Below are 21,599 nucleotides of genomic sequence, written 5' to 3'. Positions count from 1 at the left end.
TCAGGCGTAACTATTTTATCATAGGAGGTTGTATTTTGCTTGAAGCTAAAGCTAATGTCTTCCACCTGCATAGCAGGTGGTTTTTTATTTCGCTCACTTCGTTCGCTCAACACACTTAAGTGTACAATAAAAAAGCCTCATTTAAAATTTTAAATGAAGCTTCTTCTAGTTAGATTATAAAAATTTTTAAATATTCTTAGCTTGTTCTTTTTTAGCAATTGATGGCAATATTAGTCCCAATCCCAACAATACGACTGGCGTCAAAATGTTAAGCATCAATTTGAAATTCCATTGACTTGAGAATGGTTCCCCTTCTTTTGGAATCATACCTAATATACATGCAAATGCTGTAAATACAAAACACCAACCAGCGATAAATTTACCGAATGATTTTGATTTTGTGAATTTGTATTCTACACCTTGTTTTTCATTTAGATAGTGTTTTAATGCAAAATATGCTGCAAATACCCACATATAACGCATTGGCATTACTATTGAGTTCAAATCCAACAACCAGTTGTACAATTCATTTGAGTTTCCAATTCCCAATGCTGGAATAATAATCAAAATACTAACCAAAATTGTAGTTAATTTATATCCACCAACTGGAACTTTTTTGTCGTTGATTTTTCTCAAGAAGTTTGGAACGTATTTCGCATCTGCTTCACTCAATAAAAGTTTAAGCGGCGCGTCAATACTCATAACCAAAGCTGCTGCTTGTCCGGCGAAGTTTGTCAACGCATATATGATAACAAGTGACGAACCTATTCCATAATATTGTCCCAATTTTTCAAATGCATAGTAAGCACCATTCATTTTTAAGTCGTTTGCAACATTTGTTGTATCAAACATCATTCCCATTGCAACTGAACCCAAAATCGCAGATACAGTTACCATCAAAGCCATAATTAACATAGCTTTTGGGAAATTTTTCCCTGCATCTTGTGTATCATTTACATAAGGTGAGATTTTTTCACAACCACCTACGGCAAACACTAACATGGATATCGTCGTTAAATAATGCAAATTAAAGTTTGGCAGATAAGTTTTGATGCTCATCATGTTTGGAGATGCAACTTCTACTCCTCTTAATGCAGGAGCTGCCAACATTAATAAAATAAATAAAATACCCATCACAAAACTTGCAGTACCGGCAATTGAACCTAAAACTTTTATAGATTTAATACCATTTGCAGCTAAAAGCACAAATAATAAAAATATTATTAGCACTAATGCTTGTAGTACAATTGGATTTAAAGATTTTACCATTTTAGGATTTCTAAAAATCGCCCATGAACCTGCAACCATTAAGTTTTGTGGTTTTTGTGCTAAATATGGGATATGTACTACCCAATAAGTCCAGCCGGACAAATAAGCTAGTAATGGTCCCATTGTTTGTTTTATCCAATAGCTAAGTCCCGATTGTCCTTCTTTGAAAGTTGATCCAAGTTCTCCAACCATCAATGAATAAGGAATAAAATACAAAGCCATTATGAATATCCAACTTGTAATAACTGTCAAACCTTGGTTAGCATAGTTATTAACAACATTTCCAAAACCCCATACAACTGTGAATCCCATCCAAATCAGATTGGTCACTGTAAGCGATTTTTTCTTTTGATCGTCAATTAAAACATCGTTTTTCATATTTCCCTCCTGTTTAGATTATAGCAAAATTTATTTTTGTTGGGAATATTTTTCAATAAAAAATAGCTTCCAGATTACTAGAAGCTACTTGATATTTTATTTTGAATAATTTTCTATTATTTTCAAAACCAAATCCGATGCTTTTTTCATTTGGTCTACAGATAATAATTCGTGCTTTCCGTGGAAGGCATATCCACCAGTGAAAATGTTCGGGCATGGAAGTCCCTTATATGATAACTGTGCTCCATCAGTACCACCTCTGATTGGTTGAACTAATGGTTTTATTCCCAAATCTTCCATTGATTTGTAAGCCAAATCCACAATTTCCATTACAGGTTCTATTTTTTCTTTCATATTGTAATAGCTATCTTTCATGTCTAATTCGATAGCGTTGTTGTATTTCACATTCAAGAATTCAACTAATTTTTCCAAATAAGATTTCTTTTCTTCGAATTTTTTCTTATCGTGATCTCTGATTATGAATTTCATAACAGTATTTTCAACAGAACCTTCGAATGATGTCAACAAATAAAATCCTTCGTAATGTTCAGTGTGTTCTGGTCTTTGAGCTACTGGAAGTTCATTGAATAATTCCATACCGATTAATTGTGAATTAATCATAGTATTTTTTGCACTACCAGGGTGAACATTTTTACCGTGAATAGTTATTGTCGCACCAGCAGCGTTGAAGTTTTCGTATTCCAATTCTCCAATTGGACCACCATCCAAAGTATATGCAAAATCAGCGCCGAATTTTTCTACATCGAACAAATCAGCTCCTCTGCCTATTTCTTCATCAGGAGTAAATCCAATTTTAATTGTTGGATGCTTAATATCTTTGTTTTCACATAATTTATTCACAGCGTCCATTATAATCGCGATACCAGATTTATCATCAGCACCCAAAAGTGTAGTACCATCTGTATGGATTAAAGTTTGTCCTTCCAAATCTTTTAAGAATGGAAAATCTTCAACAGTTGTAGTTACAGTATCAGATAATTTGATGTCTCCACCCTTGTATTCCAAAATTTGTGGTTTTACATTTTCCCCTGACATATCAGGAGCAGTATCCATATGAGAAATAAATCCTATAGATTTGGATTCTCTATCCAAGTTTGATTCTAATGATGCATACACATATCCATTTTCATCCATGTGCGCATTGTCGATTCCCATTTCTTTTAGTTGCTTAACCAAAAGATTACCCAAATCTTTTTGTCTAGCTGTTGATGGACAAGTTTCGCTTGATTCATCACTTGTAGTGTAAATCTTCGCGTATTCAATAAATCTATCAACTATATCTATCATAAATTTCTCCTATTTTATAACCTTCTTTTCTTCCCAAGATTTTTTAACTGCGTTTGCAACATTTCTTGCAACATCCTTGTTAAATGCTTCTGGCAAAATTCTTTCTTCTGTTGGTTGTTCAACCATGTGAGCAATAGCATAAGCTGCTGATAATTTCATATCGTCAGTAATTCTGTCAGCTTTTGCGTCCAATGCACCTCTGAATACTCCAGGGAATACCAATACGTTGTTAACTTGGTTAGGATAATCACTTCTACCTGTACCAACTACTCTTGCACCAGCTTCTTTTGCTTCGTCAGGATAGATTTCTGGAACTGGGTTCGCCATTGCTAAAACAATAGAATCGTGGTTCATAGAAGATACCATTTCTTTTGTCAAAATTCCAGGAGCAGAAACTCCGATGAAAATATCTGCATTTTCCATCGCAGTTTTCAAATCACCTTTAACTTTATTAGGGTTAGTTGATCTAGCGATTTCTCTTCTAGCTTCGTCAAGTTTTTCATCATCAGGATCAATAATTCCACGGCTATTTAAGATTAAATTATTCTTAGCACCAGCTAATGTTAATAAGTTAGAAATTGCAATACCTGCAGCACCTGCACCGCTGATTACGATTTTGACATCAGAAATATCTTTCTTAACGATTCTCAACGCATTGATAACTGCTGATAATACGATAACAGCAGTACCGTGTTGGTCGTCGTGGAATACTGGAATATCTAATTCTTCGATTAATCTTTTTTCGATTTCAAAACATCTTGGAGCTGCAATATCTTCAAGATTAATTCCACCGAATGAAGGAGAAATTGCTTTCACAGTTCTAATAATTTCTTCAGTGTCTTGTGTGTTCAAACAAATTGGGAACGCATCAACATTACCAAATTCTTTAAACAAAACTGATTTTCCTTCCATAACAGGCATACCAGCTATTCCACCAATATTTCCCAAACCTAAAACTGCAGAACCATCAGTTACAACTGCAACCATGTTTCCTTTATTTGTATATTTATATGCTAAATCATTGTCTTCGTGAATTTTCTTGCAAGGTTCAGCAACACCAGGAGTGTAAGCCAACGCCAAATCCATAGCGTCATTAACTTTTACTTTAGATACTACTTCTAATTTCCCTTGATTTTTTTCGTGAAGTTCAAGAGCTTTTTGTTTGATTTCTTCAATATTCATTTTTCACCTCATAAATTTTCATATAACTTTCAACAAAATTGTTGAATTACATTATTACAATATAATTTTAACACTAAAGCCCAACTATTCCAAACAAAAAGAGGTATTATTTAAAATACCTCAATTAATTTAGAAAAATATTGGAACTAAAACAGATGCCAATAAAATTATTAACGCTCCTCCCAAACGAGAAGATATTTGTGCAAATGGCATCAATTCCATTCTATCTGCAGCCGTAAGAACAGCAACATCACCAGTACCGCCCATGTTAGCCATGCACAAACCTGCTGTGATAGCTGTTTCGATTGGATAGAATCCTACGAAATATCCGACGATACCTGCACCAATGATAGCTCCTATGATAACTGCTAGGACAAGAATCACATAACTTGGTGTAAATGCATCGAAAATTTGTCCCAAATTAGTGTAAGCCATACCAATACCAAGCATAAGTGCTGCAGTGAAGTTTTTGGCTACGAAATTGTACCAACCTTCAGCAATGTGTTCGATTTTTTCAGGAACAATTCCTGCTGCTTTAACGATAACAACAGAAATAATCATCCAAGCATAGGAGTGGATTTTTATACCGATTTTTTCGAACAAAAATGCTAATATTGCACCAAATGTGAAAAATGCTGTAGCAATTACAATACCTGCGCCATAATCTTTAACATCTTCTAAGATTATATTTTCTTTCTTTTCAGCTTTCAAACTATCATCATTACTTCTAACTAATTGTCCATTACCAGTTAAACTTGGTTTTACTTTTCCTAGTCTGTTCAACAAACCACCTGCAACAATTGCCATTGCATTACCTAAAGCAACAGCTGGAACAAGTTTACTCAAAATAGTTTCTGACGGAATATTCAATGCTGATTCGAAAACTTTTGAAATAGGTACAGCACCTGCTCCCATTCCACCACCCATAATTGGGATACCGATGTATGCGATAGATTCACCTACACTCTTTCCGAACAACAAACCTACACCACCTACTAAAAGTAACGCAACAATTACAGAACCCAAAATGCATGGTAAATATCTAATAGCCGCTTTGATAAGCAACTTTCTATTCATACCAAGAATTGATCCTGTGATTAAAGCTGCGATGTAGAAATCAAGGAATCCTCCTTTAGTCATAAAAGTATTTATACTTTTGATGGATTCAGCTGGTAACCATTTATAATAAGTTATAGCCGCACCAACAAATATAGATACAATAGCTCCACCGCCCAAATATGTCTTAATAATTGGTGTGTGATTTCCGATTAAGTTTAACAATTCCCCAAATACAATCAAAAACAAAAATGCTCCAACCATACCACTTGGTAGAACATCAAATATGAATGAAACAACGATTATTACACATGCGATTATAAAATACGGAATTTTTAAACCTGCAATCTTCTTATCCATAACTTTCCTCCTTATTTAGTTTTTTACATCTTATATTATCTCATTTAAAAAAACAAAAAGCAATCTAAATCAACTTAATTAAAAGTATTAAAGTGAACAAATACAAAATTGTCGTACTCACAACATAATACCCTGCCAATGAGTCATCTTGGCGATATCTTTTTGCGAAAACATAAGTATTAACAGCCGTAGGGGCGCCAAATAAAATCAACGCAACAACCTTTTGAATTTCAGACAATCCGAAAATTTTTCCAATAAATAATCCTGTCAAAGGAAGAACCAATAGTTTTACAATGGAAACCTTCATAATCGATTTAATTTCTTTAAAATCTATTCTAAAATTCAAACCATATCCCATAGTTACAAGTGCCAATGTCCCTGCAATATCCCCCAAACTCCTCAAAGGAGTTTCCAAGAAAAACAAATTAACCTTTGTTACATACAAAAATATTCCTACGAAAAGTCCAATCATCAACGGAGTCTTCACTACATTTATGAACAACTTTTTCTTGGAATTATTTTCTCCAACCAATCCTTCGTACATGCTTACAGTGTAGAAATTATAGAAAAACTGACTAATTCCCGTGATTGCTCCTGCCATGACAACCCCCTCATCTCCAAACAAAACACTCAATATTGGAAACGACATTATTATGAAATTGCCCCTACTCATAGCATTTGCTTCCAGCACAACATAAGATTTGTCCTTGTTGGTAATTTTCGCCAAAAAATAAGTAAGAAAAATGTGAAATACAAATACCACATTCAAATAAACAAAATATTTTACACTTAGATTTTGTCCAAAATCCATCTTGTAAAAACTCATCATAATTTTAAGAGGGAAAAACACATTAAAAATCAGCTTGTTAAGTCCCGTCATAGTATTATCGTCTACGATTTTGAATTTTCTAAGCAAAAACCCAATAAAAATCAAACAGAACAAATTAATTATAGTCAAATACAACTGCGTATAATCTACCAAAAAACCACCTATTTCTCATAAAAATATAGGTAAATGAAACCACTTACCTATACAACAATACTATTTATTTGTCAAAAAATCAAATTATTTTGTGTACAATTCAATGTATCTGTCCTCTGTAGTGTAATCTGATTTTTCAATCGAATCGATAATCAAACCATCAGAAATGAATTTCTTCAAAGAATCATCCAGCTCATTCTTAGCCACAATATTGACTATTCTTTTGTTTTCACTATCGGAGGTTACAACCTTGTATTGTTCTTTTGAAATCTCAGACAAATTTTCAAACGCTATTTTTTTATCCACCAAGAACATAACATCGTCTGTTAATTTGTCCACCTCTGACAAAGTATGAGATGACAACACAACTATCTTGCCATCATCTTTTAACGTCAGAAGATAATTTCTAAGCAAAATAACGCTCGTAGGATCCAACCCCGTTACAGGCTCGTCCATAATATAAATATCATAATCTCCCATGAAAAAATACGTCAACAAAGTTTTTTGTTTTTGTCCCAGAGAATAAGTGCTAACTTTTCTCTTCATAAAATTATGAACCTTAAAAATATTCAACACTTCCTCAAACTTTTCATCAGAAACATGGCGTGAATTCTTTGCGAAAATAAAATGATCCAACCCTGTCAAGTTATCATACAGCATATCCAAGCTTCTTGCATAGGATAAATGCTTGAAAATCTTAGGATCCTTATTATTAATATCATTAATCTTAATCTCACCTGAATCGTACTTCGTCAAATCAGAAATTATATCCATCAGAGTAGTCTTGCCAATACCATTTGGCCCAACTAACGCGTAAATCCCAGGTTTATCTAATTTCAAATTCAAATCTTTTAACACTTCATTTTCACCGTAAGATTTGTTCAGATCTTTAATCTCAAGCATTAATATCTCCCTTCATTCTTTTCATTGATATCAAATTAAACACTATAATATAAAATACAATCATTATCACATTAAATATCGGATGAGAAAAACTGAACTCATTCAAATAATTGTATCCGCCTTTCAAAATCATCAAACTGTCCAACGAACTAAACGGATTCAATAGGAAAAACTTACCCAAAGTTCCAAAATAGCTAATAATTATTCCCAAAACAATCAAGAAAGTTGTAGCAATTATATTCACAGTTTCATTCTTGATGAAAGTAGTCACCATATTTGAAAAACTAACCACAAGTAAAATTATCAAAACATTTATCAAAATCATTGGCAATATGAAACCACTGGATGCCCTGAACACACCCTCTACTACACCGTTATAACTGTAATCGTAGCAGAACACTGGATACAACTTCTCACCAAGTCCTCCGTTAAATAATCCAATTATCATGCTAATTGCCAAAATCACAATATACATTCCGACAGATAATACAAACGAATTAACCTGCTTTGATTTCCAGACATCTTTTTTCCATTCATTCACAAAAGCCAACTTCAAAGATCCATTAAACCTTTCCTTTTTAAACTCAAGAGTAAATATCAAACTAATAATCAACGTAAAGGCTGGAATAATTCCATTTTCATACATAGATATAACATTTCCTATAAGTCCTTTTTGTTCAGTAGGAGAGTGTTGTTTTATTTTATACAAGCTTAATTTTTTATTAGATAATAAACTTCGTTCTATCTCATTACTAACAAGTTTATAACTTGAATCGGGCTTTAAATTGTTGTCAATAAAATAATTCACCCTGTTCTCATTAGTTCGAGAAGTACTGGGATCTATTCCTTCTTCATCTAATCCCCAATCAGAATTCAAGTAAACTAACATATTACTGAAATATTCTGCTGGATTATTAGCTCTGTTAACATAAGATTTTTTAAAATTTTCTAAGTTAATTAGTGTTTGCTTTAATCCTTTGATTTTTGGATTGTTCTTTACGTTAATCTGTGCAGCCTCAATATCCATGTCAATAGTTTGCAAGTCATCCCTTGATTTTATGTTTTTGTATTTTATCGTATTGAAGCAGAATAACACAACTACCACTGCAGTTAGTACACCAAAATACTTATATAATTTGCTTCTCATGATTTTTGCAAAATCCAATTGCAAGATATTTTTGATATCGATTTTGGAGTATGTTTTAGAAAAATTATAATAAATCAACTTGTATCTGTTATTGTTAACTAGTATTAAACATATAATCAAAAGCGCTAATACAATTGGAACAACTATTGAAATATTACCAAAATTATGAAAACTATTTAAACTAAACGATAGATTACATTTTCTTGAAATCAAAGAAATTATCCAGTAAATTGATAAAACAAGAATAATTGATAGACTTTGCTTCATGTATCTTCTGAAAATCTCATACAAAATCATCGCAATGCTGTAAATTAAAAACTCCGTCCCTATGTATTTTAAAGCAAGTACCACTGAGTTTACATTCATTGTTATAGGCGAATCGGTCATTAGGTTCGTTACAGTTTTCAATATCATATCGTTCGCACTTCCCATTGGAAATCCATTGACTACAGAGTAAATAATATTGCCCAGAATCATGGATAAGATTACAACCGCAAAGAATACGGCATACTTTACAAGCCTTGCAAATACTAATTTTTTGGAACTAACTGAAATAGTGTCTAATTTTAGACTTTTGAAATTCATCTCATTAGCGAATACAGCTATCAGAAAAACCACGCACAAGAAAATATCATTCATGACATTTTCCATTAGGAAACCAAAAGATTTAAAGAAACTAAAATTATTGGATGTAGTGTAGAATCCATATCTGTTAATTTCATCACGAACCAAATTAAAATAAGAATCCAATTCGCTAAACATTTCATCATTAGCCAACTTGTTTAAGTTGTTTTGTTGTTTGAATGATTTTATCTCATCATATTGTCTAGTCAATTCATCGTAGAAATTATGCTCTGTTTTTGAAGAATACTTTGCAGATTTTGTCTCTTCCATCAACATACTCACATCGTATTCCAAAGGTTTTATGTACTGCAAAGAATTAAAATTCATCTTGCTAAAATCCAAATATTTCTGCTGTTCCTCTTTGTTATCAGTTGATTTTGAGAATGCAAAAGACTCCATCATTGTGCTTTCAAAATGATCTCTAATTTCCATAAAATAACTATAATCTTGATTAGTATATTCATATTTTATACTGTTTAATGTTACAAAAGAATACACGCAAAAAATAATGACTACAACAGGAAAAATTAATGACTTATAGAGTTTCTTCAGTTCAAACATATTGTCTCCTCTCGTTGAATTTCAAAATATTATTTGCTAATTTCTCCTGAATAATACCAAGACTCAGTATTATTGGTTACATCTAAAGTAATTAATCTCTGTCTGTAAAGTTTTCCATTGTAACCGTCATTGTACACATCCTCATACTTCAAATGTACAGGTGCTTTTCCCCTCTCAAAAGTAAAATTCTCACCGTATTCATCATTTTCAACATTTTCTAATCCACAATGACTTGCTGAACTAACAGCCGATGAAACGTTTGCATTTATTGTATAAACCACTGTCAAACATGCAATCATAATTACAAATAAAAATTTTTTCATTTTTAAGTCTCCCTTCTTAATATTCTTATTTATTACATACCCTATTTTCTGTTTTATAATCTATTTTTCAAAAATTTTAGTTCATTTTTTTAGTGTATTTCATATACATTTTTTAAGAAATTATTTTCTCATTTAATGCATAAAAAAATCTTCCACACTATTTAGTGCAGAAGACTTTTCGCAATTATTTGTCGCTTAAATCAATATCTAAGATTTTAGGAACTGCTGTGCTGACAATGTCTTTGGCAAATTGTGTTTTCAAAGTTCTATCCAACACATACTTAATGTCATTCATATCATTGTAATCTTTTATGAAAATCACTTTGGAATTTTTATCAATTGCTACGATTGTATTATTTTTTCTATTGTTTAAATAAAATATTGAATTGGCATTGGTGTAAATTTCAGCTATATCCAATTTATTCTCACTAATCGTATCATTCAAAACGTTGATGTTACCTATAGTGTTCATATTCTTGATAGAAAAATCATCTCGTTGTATGCTACTTGCATTTTCCCACATTTTTAATGTGCTATTTTCTTTGTAATTTCCTAACAAAAGTATTGTAAGATTTTCATCTTGTAACTCTGAAATTTTTTCATAAGTTTTATCATTTTTCAAAAACCTATAATTTTTTATATCGCGTCCATAATATAATTTGTTAAATTTCTTTTCATTATCGTTAAGTTCCTTGTAATCACCTCTGTTTTCTCTTTGACTATAAGTTAAGGCTACATTTTCGTCTGGCTGTGTACTTTCTACATTTTCTACCAATTTTGGTTCGTGATTTTTATTATCTAATGATATTTTTTCGTTTTGTATAGGTAATAGATCGTCACTTACTAAATTTTCACTGTATTTTGTTTGTAATGATCTGTTCACTAAATCTTCAATATCTTGATTAGAAATGTATTTTTTCACAAACAACATTCTTCCGTTTTCATCTGCTATCAAAATATAAGGGCTGGATATCGACTTATCAAAATCAAATTTTTCTCCACCACAGTAGAAGTTATTTTTTACATCATTCATATCAAAAGATTGGAACATATTCTTCAAAATAGTTTCATCTTTATAATTAGAAATCTTGATTAAGTTGATTTTTTCCAAATTCAAATACGATGAATTCTTCCACATTATTCTAGAATTTTTATCTTCAGGTGAACCAACCAACATTACATTTACTTTTTTATTCAAGAAATCTTTTATATATTTTTGATTTGAGTTAATATCTTTCATTAAATACATATTCATATCTCGACCGTAATATTTTTGGTTAACTTCTTTTTCACTTGGCTCGAAAATTCTGTAGTCTCCTCTTTCATTTCTTTGAGAAAAAGTCATAGGAACTACTCTATTCGGATCTTTTTCTTTTGGAATTTCTTCTAAAATTTTGAGATTTTCAATAGGTTTAACTGAATCTGTTATTGTATCATTGACTGCAAAAGTATTAACAGTTCTGTCCAAAACATATTTGATATCTTCGTTTGAATTGTATTCTTTTGTAAACATATAGTTTTGATTTTTATCAATAGCAACTATTGTTGGCTTTGAAATATTTATCAATGAGTTATATGCTCCAGTAACATAGATTTCTTTCTTAACATTTTCCAAACTTTCAAATCTTTCTTTCTTTTTATTGATGTCAGCTTGTGCTCCCAAATAAGATACATTTATTAAATCATAGTTTCCTTCTTTTATATACTTAGAATTTTCCCACATTTTAATAGTATCTTCTTTTCTGTAATCTCCAATCAAAAGTATTTTAATATCTTTTCTAGAAATTTCATCTAATGATTTAGGTTTGTTGTCTTTGTCTATCAGTTTAATCTTAGAAAGATCCTTAGCGTATTGTGAACTAAATTTAGCTTCATTTTCCGACAATTTTTCATAATCTTTTCTAACTTTTCTTTGTTCAAAAGAAATAGGATAGCTTGATTTGAACATATCAAGGCTAAGTTTTTTGAAGTTTTTATTGTCTGCGTAGTATCCATTGGACATGTTAAATCTTCTCAAAAGCTCATAATTGGATTTGTAAGGGAATACATTTAACAACGATCCATTCTTATCCAAAACAACTACTTGGTTTTTATTAGATCTAAATTGTCCATTTAATGAATTACCTCTCATAAATGAATCTGAATATAATTTGTCTTTGCTAATTTGTTCCAAATCCTTTTGATTTCCATTTGTAATGACATTGACAAAATTAAATGCTTTATCATTTATATTGGAAGAATTTTCAAACATTTTATTAGATTGTGAATCAACTCTATCTCCCATTAAGAATATAGTAGGTCTTTTGTTATCTATAATATCTTGTATTTTAACAGGCTTATTATCCTTATTGTAAAGTACAAAGTTACTATAATTAAAACCATATTTTGATTTAACATTTATCATTGTTAAGTTATCAGTTGAATCGAAGAATCCAAGAGCAAAAGCTTGTTCAAATGATATTGGGAAGTTTTGTTCTTTTATTTCAACATCAATAGGATTTTGTGGTTTATCGTCTGGATTTTCTGGATTAGATGGTTTATTGCCTACTTGAATTGAAATTTCTTTTGTATAATCTTTAAATCCTTCTCTCGAGATTTTAATTTTCAAAGTATATTGTCCCAAGACATTATCATCATTTGTGTTAAATGCAAAGTCGATTTTACCTGAATTATCTGATACTGCACTTTTCTTGAATAATTGTTTTTGGCTTGAATCTTCTAATATAACTTCAGCCTGTGATTTATCAAGTTTTGAGTCATTCAAATCTGACACGAATATTTCCAAATTAATAGTATCTCCAAGTTCGTATTTTTCTTTATCAGTTTTAATCGAAGCCTTCATTTGAAGTAAATCTGGGGTATTTTGACTTACAACTTCATACTGCATAAATTTAAATGCATTTTGGTATTCAGCATCTAATAATTCCACTTTTACGCTATATTTCCCTAAAGTAGTTTTATCATTCGTACCAATTTTTAATATATGTCTACCATTTTTATCTGTTTGTCTATTATAAGATACAGTTCTTCCAAATGGATCTTGTAAAGTGTATTTTATATTTCTATTAGCTAAATGCTCCCCAGTATCTTGATCTTTTAATTCAACGTTTATTTGAACGACATCTTTTCTTTTTACTGTTGTGCTAGGAGAAGTTATTTTAATGTTTGCCTTTTGATTAGTCTTCAATTCTACATTAGGATCCACATTTTTGTCTTCAATTTTAATATTTTGTTTTGATAATATAGCTTGAAGATTGTTGAAATCTTTTTGAGTTATTAGATTTACAACTCTTCCTTCTTCGTTTAACACCAATATTTTATCATCTTGACCTAATGACAATTTTTGATTTCTTATACTATTGTCTTTATCAATAAAACTTTTGGATATCAATCTTCTAAGATTTTGTTGTTCTAAATACGATTTATCATTTTCAGATGTTATTCTAACAAAATTGTATGTGTCATTTGATTTGTTTGCAAAATTTTTCAAATCAGTTTCTTTGTTTGAAAATAGTACAACACTTGGTTTCTTCAAATCAACTACATCATTTAGAATTTTTGTTTTATCATTCAAATCATTCATCGAATAACCTAGGATATTTTTACCATAAATGTTTTTCAATATTTCATTGTTATCTTTATCATTTTTCAAATGAGCAAAATATGAAGATTTATCAGCATCATCATAATTTATAAAATTATCATTTGCATCTTTATTTGAGATATCAAATTTTGTAAATGAGTAATCCTTGAAATATCCATCTTTATTAACTTCAGCTAAAATTTTGTAAGTTCCTGGATATATGTTTTCTGGAAGCTTAACTTTTAGTTTTTCTTGGCCAATGTCATTTGTTTTGATTTCACCATTTTGGATTTCAGTTCCTGCTAAATCAAATATTTTGTAGCTTACATTTGCTTGTGAAATGTAATTATGATTTGAATCAGTAGTTTTAATGTTAAATGTTATCTCATTTTTGAAATTGTATACTGATTTATCTCGAATTACATCTAATCTAAGATTTTTATTATAATCTTTATTTTCTATTCCTGAGATTTCAATATATTTTTGCATACCTTCTTTAATATAGGCTACAGATTTGAATCCTTTGTCCTTTAATTGTTTTATTTTTGCTTCTGATTCCACATTACTTACTACAAATAAGTTTGTAGTTTTGTCCAAATTATTCATAAAATCATCGAAGTCTTTATCATTCAAATCCATATTAAATGAATTTTCGATATGTGATTTATCAAAATTTGCTTTAGATCTAACATCTAATACAAAAGGTTTTTGAGTTTTCAAATAATCTGTAACATCGAGAGCATTTTTAGCTTCAAAGAAAGCATTATTTGTCTTAGGAATTTGATTTGAGAGTGAATAAATTACATATCTCTTTATTGTTTTTTCGTAATTATCTTTGGTTAATTCAAAGTATATTTCGTATTTTCCTGGAGTTTGTACTTCTATATCAAAGTTTACATTTCCTTTGTCATCTGTCTTAACCATAGATTCTTTCTTTGAATTAGGTGATATTTCTTTGACTTTGACATCCAAATTAGATAAATCAGTTCCATTTTCATCTTTAGCATTTAATTTTACAACTGCATTTTTACTTGCTTCGTAGATTTTTTTGTCCGAATTTATTGTGGTATTGATTTTTTTAAGTTTTGGTCTTTCAATTGCATTGAAACTGATTGATTCGGATAATGATTTATAATTTGATTTTTGTGCTTTCAAAGTTATATCGTACTTACCTGGAGTTAGTTTTAGTTTGTATATCCACTTTCCGATTGATTTGTCATCTGATGTAGTTCTATCTATTATAACTTTACCATCTGGAGTTTTTACGGAAATATTAACTTCCGCATTATTGACATTATTTCCGAACTCATCTACCGTTTTGAAACTAATTTCAGGATTTTCATCTACAAAATACTGATCTTTTTTATTCTTAGCATTAACTGAAATTCCTTTATACTCATCATCATCTTCTCCGAATTTAATTTTATAATTTGCTGAGGATGATGGATAATTATAATAATCCGCAGTAGCTTTTATCGAATATTCTCCTTTTGAAGTGTAAGCTTTTGGTGTCATATAGATGAATACATAACCTTGATAATCGCTCATTTTCCTAATTTTTGTTTCTTGTTGATTAGGATCCAATATACTTATATCAACAGATGAATTTCTCATTGGATTATTATTTTGGTCTTTGATTTGAATTTTAATATATGCAGATTCATTTAGTTTGTAGACTTTTTTTGCTGATTCAAATGAAATATTCAAATATTTTCCATCTTTTTTAGCAAAGAAAGAATCTTTTTGTTCTACATCGTAGTATCCTTCTTTGTATGCAACGGCTTCTATTTTATAAGTTCCCATTACATTTCTTTCTGATAAATTCATGGAGAAGTTAGATTTCCCATCTTTATCCGTTTTCAAATTTACATCATATGATTTTTGATTAGGGTCAGTTATAGTCAATCTAATATTTGCATCAGAAATTGGTTTGTTTTCATTATTGACTACAAAATCAACATTTACAGGTTCTGTTTTTACCATAAAAACTTTTTGCGATAATTTCATTTGTAAATCTAGATTTTTCATCTCTGCGGTATTTCTATCTACATTTACATCAAGTGTTTCAGAGAAATTATCGAACCCGCTTAAACTAGCGTCGATTTTTATTTTATATACTCCTTCTTCGTTGAATATTTCTTTTTCCCAATCAAATATAGCTTGACCTTGTTTGTCAGTGTAAAGAGATTTAGTGTATTCTTTTTGAGATGGAGATGTTATAGTAGCCATTACTTTTGCATATCTTTTAATTTCATTGTATTTATTAGTAACTGTAGATACTAATTTTACTTGAGTATTTGGTTTGATTTTGTCCTTATCTAGTTTATTGTCAACAAAAAGTGGATTTTCAACTGTTGGAACAAAATCTTTACTTTCGACGTTGAAAGTATTAATTCCTATTAATTTATTTTTGTAGTATATATTTACTTTGTATTTGCCGATAGCGGCATTATTTGCTAGTCTAACATTAAAATTGGATTCTCCAGTAAGATTTGTCTTCAAATTATACTTGAAGTTTTGATTATGAGATGTAACTATTTCACATTCAATATCTTTATTTACAATTTGATTTTCATCTTGGTCCTTTAGTGCTATATTAATAGCTACTTGTTCTCCTTGAAGATATGTTTGCTTATCTGAAGATATATTAGCCTTGAATTGTGCATTTGATTCATCAACTTTGATTCTCATAGTATCAAAAACTTTATATGAATTTTTTGATTTTGCAGTGATTATACATTCTCCATATCCAACAGCTTTAACTTTTCCAGTCTTGTCAATATCGCAAACTGTCTTATCAGAACTTTCCCATTTCAAGTCTTCAGTCTTTGCAGTATTTGGTAATAAATCTATTCCTAATGTTACTGTTTCACCTATTTTTAGAAGTTTTTCTTTTTCTTTAAATTTGATGCTTTCTATCTTAGTTTCATTTTCATCGTTTTCATTGATATGTTCTCCATCAATTGTAAATGCTTTTAATGAGACATTTGCATTTTTTATTTGATCTGTCAAATCTGTCCATTTTTCGCCATCTTTACTTACAAAAGATTGCCCAGCTTCTGCTGTAGTTTTTGAGGAAAATCCTTTGATTGGTCTTTCAATTGGAATTGGATACTTATATCCCGGAGTTTTCATTCTGACAATTACAGCGAATTTTGAACCTTTTGAAATAAGCGTGTCTTCAACTTTAACTTTTTCGTAGCCTGCAAATTGCATCTTACCTTGTTTAATGCTGTTTTTTTGTGAAAGTCCACCGTTTTTATCTACATTTGTGTTAACAAATACTTCATATTCAGCATCATTTGCAGAGGTCCATAATCCTACGCAAGAAAGATATGTGTCTTCTTTTACTGGACCAAATACATTTGCATAATAAGATTCTTCGCCTAATCCGACTTGACTTGTCATTCCCAATTTATCATATTGCCAGATTTTTTCATTTTCATTCAAATCTTTTAAAATATACTGAGAATTTTGTGTTCCTATGTTTTTGTCGTAGTATGATACATAATAATATCCGCCTTGAGTTCCCCAACCAGTTCCCCAAGAATTTTTGCAAATCCATGCTCCATCTGCCTGAGGTGTAGTTTTGAAATTCTTTTTGCTATAATTATCATCCCATCCTACAATAGTTACAGCGTGATTTGGAACTTGACTACCAGAATAATAATGCGCCATAGTTTTTTTGTTCAGATAATCGTCTCCACCCATAACTGCTGAGTAGACTCCACCGTATTTTATTATCATCGATTTAATTAAATTATTATCAGTAGAATCTCTTCTATCTGGCAAAAATATTGCTTGTGTCAATTCCTTTGCTATTGGCAAGTTTTCAGGGGAATCTGATCCGTAAATATCATAAGGATCGTCTTTTTCTAGAACAGGACCAGACCTTCTAGCCAAGTATGCAGAAGAAACTGTTCTAGTTCCACCATCGCTTGGACCCCAGTCAAAACCGTGAGTATTTCTCATGTGTTTTTCAGAAAAATCCATTCTTTCATCTGGCATTAGGATCGATTCAGCAGATCCAAAGGTTGCAAAAGCCCAACAAGATCCATTTGGCCCTTGATCTTTTACGCTTGTCACTTTCCCTATATCTCTCAAATCAAATTTTGATTGATTAACATCACTTAAACTTCTAAAAAAGAAAGTGCTTGGAAATTTTCTTTTACTAGTCTTGTTGTCGATAGAAGAATAATTCGTATGGATTTTGTAAGGATCTTGTTTTAATTTTTTTGAATTATCATTAAAATAAGCATTTTCTATGCTTTTTTCATATAAATTAATTCCTCTATTACTTGAATCTGTTTGTTTGAACTCTACAATATCTTTGTTGGATTTCACTATTTGTTTTTCAGCTGATATAGGATTAATCGGAAGAATTAATGCTATTGATAGTACAACTGAAAATATTTTTAATTTTTTCATAATTTGCTCCTTTGTTTGTGAATAAATCTTCTTACACCCTAAAAATATTTTTAGATTTGTAAGAAGATTTACTACATTAAGTTTAGCTTATAAGGGCAAACCAAAAGATTTGCCCCATATAACTAATTAAAATCAAAAATTAAATATCCATCATTAGATGTTTTATTTGAATCTGAATTGTCATCTCCAAAATCTGGATTAATAACTTCTTCAGAAGCTCTTAATTTTTCTCTGTTGTTTTTGTATGTTTCGTAAGAACCATATTCTAATTTATTGTCATCATGACCATAACCAACAATGATTTCTTCTGAATCTTTTGGTTTGAAGCCATCTGGTAAGAAGTCAAATGATGGATTATTCAACCAAATAATTTTAGCAATTCTAGCTGGATCAGGTAATTCAGATTGTACATTGAATTCTGACCAAGGAATTGTTTCTCCTTCGCGAAGTGCTAAAATAGATTCAAATTCTTTAGGGTATTTTGCTCTTAATTCATTAACATAATCTCTTAAGATGTAAACACCTTCAGCTGCTCTCGAATAAGAAACGTCTCTTGCTCTTCTAACATCTTGTGCTTTTCTTAATTCTTTATCGAATTTAGTTCTATCTTCAGCTGTAAGATATCTGTTAGCTTTATTTTTAATATTTCTAATTTCGTTTAATTGTTTATCAATTGTTCCACTTAACCATTTTGGACTCGCATACACATCACGTTCTAATAATGCTTGGCTACAAGCTGATTTAAGTCTAGCATCTAATTCTATTAGGTTTTTTACTTGGATTTGAGTTCTTGATGCTTTAGTAATATCAGCAATTTCTTTTGAAAGTGAATTTCTTACAAATTCTCTTTTACCTTTAACTCCAACTTCTGACAAATCATCTCTGTAGTAATTGTTAAGAAGTTTTCTAGCGTCAGCTAAGCTTTTATTGAAAACTCTCTTTAAGTAGATTGTAGCGAAATCATCAGCAGTTAAATCAGGGAATTGTTTTAATTCATCCATAACACTTGAAATTTTTTCGCAAGCTTTTTCAATATCCTCTACTGAATTAAAAGGGTTGAAAGCTGTTACTAATGCTACAAATACTTCTCCAGCTGCTCTACTGTGAGCTTCTTGAACTTTATAAATAAGTTCTGTAGAACATCTGTGCATAAATATTCCTGTTAAGCCTAAAAGTTTAATTCTAGGAGCTATTGAGTCTAAATCATATATTGTTTGTTCGTTAAATTTTTGAGCTACAGGTGGAATGTCAAAACTTCTGTCTTCAGCTAGTGTCATAATATCTTCTTGATAAGCTTTCATTAGAGGAACATTTTTAACTTTATTTTCTTCTAAAATTGTTGCTCCTTTCAACATTTCATTTTGTGAAAGCTGCGGAATCATTTCTTGATATTCTTCCATTAAACTACGATCATTTTGTTCATTGGCACTTGCAATTACTGGTGCTGCTACATTAAATACCATTAACATAGCCAACATAATTGATAAAAATTTCTTTTTCATATTATCCTCCAAAATATTTAATGGTTATTATATTTCCGGGTCTGTAAAATCAGGATAAATAAGATCCGAATTAATGCCATCCATACTTGTTGTAACTACTTCATCTTGTAGTGAAGACCTAGCAGCTACATAATTGTTATAATTTCCATACTGAGCTTTTTGTCCACCAAACCCAATAATAATGTTAGAACTTTGGGATTTCATGCCCGCTGGAACTTTGTCAAAAGTAGGTGAAACTATCCATTGTATACTAGCTATTTGATATGGTTCAACATAAGATGATGGAATAAACAAGCCATGAACTTCAAAATCTTCCTTCTTTAAAGATCGTGAATATTTATCTAACAGCTTGCTATTAAAATCCCATAAGTCGTATATAGCATTTGCTATCGAATCATATCTAGGATTTTTTTCTACTTTTTTATCTACAACTTTTTTTACTAGATTTTGCCACATATCAAAATCTTCCTTATCTATAACAGATCTGTATTTTGATTTCAAACCATTTTGTCTTCTAATCTCGCCCAAAACAGTCTCATTTAACCATCCAGGATTTGCTAATACTTCCTTGGAAAGATATGCCGATGACGCTGCAGATTTTAATCTTGCATCTAGTTCGACCAACTGACCAAATGTTATTTTTTTACCTACTTCTTTGTTAATTTCATTAACTTCAGTCCTAAAAATACTTTGTATAAATTCTTCTTTTCCTTTGGCTCCATAATCGCCTTTGTCAAAGTATTTATTAGATGATTTTCTTGCTTCTGAAATATTTTTATACATCAACCTTTTGACATAAACTGTTGCTTGATCGCTTGAAGTTAAATCTCTCATACTTATAATCTTTTCAAAGTTTTTATCCAATTTATCTATTGCTGCTAATACATCTTTTTTGCCATTAAATGGATTAATCGCTACCATAACAGATTCAAAAGCAACTTGAGCTGCCAAGTTATGAGCTTCTTGGATTTTATAAATGTATTCTGTTGTCATTAAGTTAATAAATCTATTTACTTTTCTTAACAACTGAATCCTAGCTCCAATAGAACCGATATAAAAAAATTGTTGAGAATTGTAACTACTTACACCTGCAGGTAAATTTATACATCTGTCTTGTGACAGTAATACCAAATCATCTTGAGCCTTTTTCATTAATGGAATATCATATGCTTTATTCCCTTCAATTCTCGCTCCTTTTAGAACAGAACTTTCTTTTGCTATTTCGTCTTCACTCATCATTAGATTATAATTATCATTAATATCCCTAAGTTGTGATAAATCAGATAATTCATACTCTTCAATTTTGATTTCACTATCCGCATATGATTTATTAAAAAATTCTTGCGGAATCGAAGTCAATAAAAACGATAACAGTAAAATTGCAGAAAAGAACCTGTACTTACTTTTCATTTTCGATTAATTAATAAACCTCCTTCTTGTAAAATTGATAGGATATTTAATATTGTTATAAAATCTCATAATATGTGGTTTATGTTGAATTATAATGTTCTTCAAAACTCTTGCACTTTATTTCAATAAATCCCATTGTTATGTTAGTATTTACTAATAGTGTTTTGTTCAGTTTTGTGCTTTTATATTATATATCTCTATCTATTTTTTAAGTTATCATACTATTTGAAATTTGTCAATTAAAATATTATTTTTTAATATATGTATATTCTTTTTAGAACTAGAACATTGTTCAATATTTAAGTTTTGAAATATTTTTTCAATTAATTATTTTATTTTCCAAATGTATTCTAAAAATGTACAAATAAAAAAGCCCTCACCTAAGTGAGAGCTAAATAGTCTTAGTATATTAATTATTCAATAATTTTAGAAACAACGCCAGCTCCTACTGTTCTTCCGCCTTCTCTGATGGCAAATCTTAATCCTTCTTCGATTGCGATTGGAGTGATTAATTCGATTATGAATTTTGCGTTATCTCCTGGCATTACCATTTCTACGCCTTCTTCTAATGCGATGTTTCCTG

The 21,599-nt window shown here is 30.4% G+C and carries 11 protein-coding genes and 1 pseudogene; all 12 read right to left on the bottom strand.

The genetic code is table 11. The features are described from left to right. Positions 1-186: 186 nt before the first annotated feature. Positions 187-1,647, bottom strand: coding sequence for an APC family permease (locus tag B9N53_RS01725; RefSeq protein ID WP_094203433.1), 1,461 nt, complete (start codon positions 1,645-1,647; stop codon positions 187-189). A 96-nt stretch (positions 1,648-1,743) separates the two neighbouring features. Further along, a complete protein-coding gene (pepT, locus tag B9N53_RS01720) occupies positions 1,744-2,955 on the bottom strand; it encodes a peptidase T (RefSeq protein ID WP_094203432.1) in 1,212 nt (403 codons plus the stop codon). A 9-nt stretch (positions 2,956-2,964) separates the two neighbouring features. After that, positions 2,965-4,137 (bottom strand): NAD(P)-dependent malic enzyme, encoded by a 1,173-nt coding sequence (locus B9N53_RS01715; protein WP_094203431.1) that lies wholly within the window; start codon positions 4,135-4,137, stop codon positions 2,965-2,967. Positions 4,138-4,266: 129 nt separating this feature from the next. Beyond that, positions 4,267-5,553 (bottom strand): 2-hydroxycarboxylate transporter family protein, encoded by a 1,287-nt coding sequence (locus B9N53_RS01710; protein WP_094203430.1) that lies wholly within the window; start codon positions 5,551-5,553, stop codon positions 4,267-4,269. A 64-nt stretch (positions 5,554-5,617) separates the two neighbouring features. Next, on the bottom strand, positions 5,618-6,535 hold the full coding sequence (locus B9N53_RS01705) for an AEC family transporter (protein WP_094203429.1): 918 nt from the start codon (positions 6,533-6,535) through the stop codon (positions 5,618-5,620). Positions 6,536-6,619: 84 nt separating this feature from the next. Continuing rightward, positions 6,620-7,438 (bottom strand): ABC transporter ATP-binding protein, encoded by an 819-nt coding sequence (locus tag B9N53_RS01700; RefSeq protein ID WP_094203428.1) that lies wholly within the window; start codon positions 7,436-7,438, stop codon positions 6,620-6,622. Then, complete coding sequence (locus B9N53_RS01695; RefSeq protein ID WP_094203427.1) at positions 7,431-9,770, bottom strand: hypothetical protein; 2,340 nt, start codon at positions 9,768-9,770, stop codon at positions 7,431-7,433. Before B9N53_RS01695 ends, B9N53_RS01700 begins: the two co-directional genes overlap by 8 nt. Positions 9,771-9,799: 29 nt before the next feature. Further along, positions 9,800-10,093, bottom strand: coding sequence for a hypothetical protein (locus tag B9N53_RS01690; RefSeq protein ID WP_094203426.1), 294 nt, complete (start codon positions 10,091-10,093; stop codon positions 9,800-9,802). Positions 10,094-10,277: 184 nt separating this feature from the next. After that, positions 10,278-18,104 carry an MG2 domain-containing protein gene (locus B9N53_RS01685; protein ID WP_242432384.1) on the bottom strand — a complete coding sequence of 2,609 codons (7,827 nt, stop codon included), beginning with the start codon at positions 18,102-18,104 and terminating at the stop codon, positions 10,278-10,280. Positions 18,105-18,226: 122 nt separating this feature from the next. Beyond that, on the bottom strand, positions 18,227-19,606 hold the full coding sequence (locus B9N53_RS01680; RefSeq protein ID WP_094203424.1) for a CAMP factor family pore-forming toxin: 1,380 nt from the start codon (positions 19,604-19,606) through the stop codon (positions 18,227-18,229). 27 nt (positions 19,607-19,633) lie between these two features. Then, positions 19,634-21,016, bottom strand: coding sequence for a CAMP factor family pore-forming toxin (locus B9N53_RS01675; protein ID WP_094203423.1), 1,383 nt, complete (start codon positions 21,014-21,016; stop codon positions 19,634-19,636). A gap of 413 nt (positions 21,017-21,429) precedes the next feature. Continuing rightward, positions 21,430-21,599: pseudogene (gene tuf / locus B9N53_RS01670) on the bottom strand (elongation factor Tu); the annotation flags it as partial.

The organism is Finegoldia magna (assembly GCF_002243175.1).
GTDB classification, from domain to species: Bacteria; Bacillota; Clostridia; order Tissierellales; family Peptoniphilaceae; genus Finegoldia; species Finegoldia magna_J.
Note: the sequence above shows the minus strand (reverse complement) of the source record. Positions and strands in the feature narration are given on the sequence as shown.

What these genes read in the sequence shown, in the direction of transcription:
- pepT (WP_094203432.1), bottom strand. Translation starts at nt 2,955, where the DNA reads ATGATAGATATAGTTGATAGATTTATTGAATACGCGAAGATTTACACT.
- B9N53_RS01710 (WP_094203430.1), bottom strand. Translation starts at nt 5,553, where the DNA reads ATGGATAAGAAGATTGCAGGTTTAAAAATTCCGTATTTTATAATCGCA.
- B9N53_RS01715 (WP_094203431.1), bottom strand. Translation starts at nt 4,137, where the DNA reads ATGAATATTGAAGAAATCAAACAAAAAGCTCTTGAACTTCACGAAAAA.
- B9N53_RS01725 (WP_094203433.1), bottom strand. Translation starts at nt 1,647, where the DNA reads ATGAAAAACGATGTTTTAATTGACGATCAAAAGAAAAAATCGCTTACA.
- B9N53_RS01695 (WP_094203427.1), bottom strand. Translation starts at nt 9,770, where the DNA reads ATGTTTGAACTGAAGAAACTCTATAAGTCATTAATTTTTCCTGTTGTA.
- B9N53_RS01690 (WP_094203426.1), bottom strand. Translation starts at nt 10,093, where the DNA reads ATGAAAAAATTTTTATTTGTAATTATGATTGCATGTTTGACAGTGGTT.
- B9N53_RS01675 (WP_094203423.1), bottom strand. Translation starts at nt 21,016, where the DNA reads ATGAAAAGTAAGTACAGGTTCTTTTCTGCAATTTTACTGTTATCGTTT.
- B9N53_RS01680 (WP_094203424.1), bottom strand. Translation starts at nt 19,606, where the DNA reads ATGAAAAAGAAATTTTTATCAATTATGTTGGCTATGTTAATGGTATTT.
- B9N53_RS01685 (WP_242432384.1), bottom strand. Translation starts at nt 18,104, where the DNA reads ATGAAAAAATTAAAAATATTTTCAGTTGTACTATCAATAGCATTAATT.
- B9N53_RS01700 (WP_094203428.1), bottom strand. Translation starts at nt 7,438, where the DNA reads ATGCTTGAGATTAAAGATCTGAACAAATCTTACGGTGAAAATGAAGTG.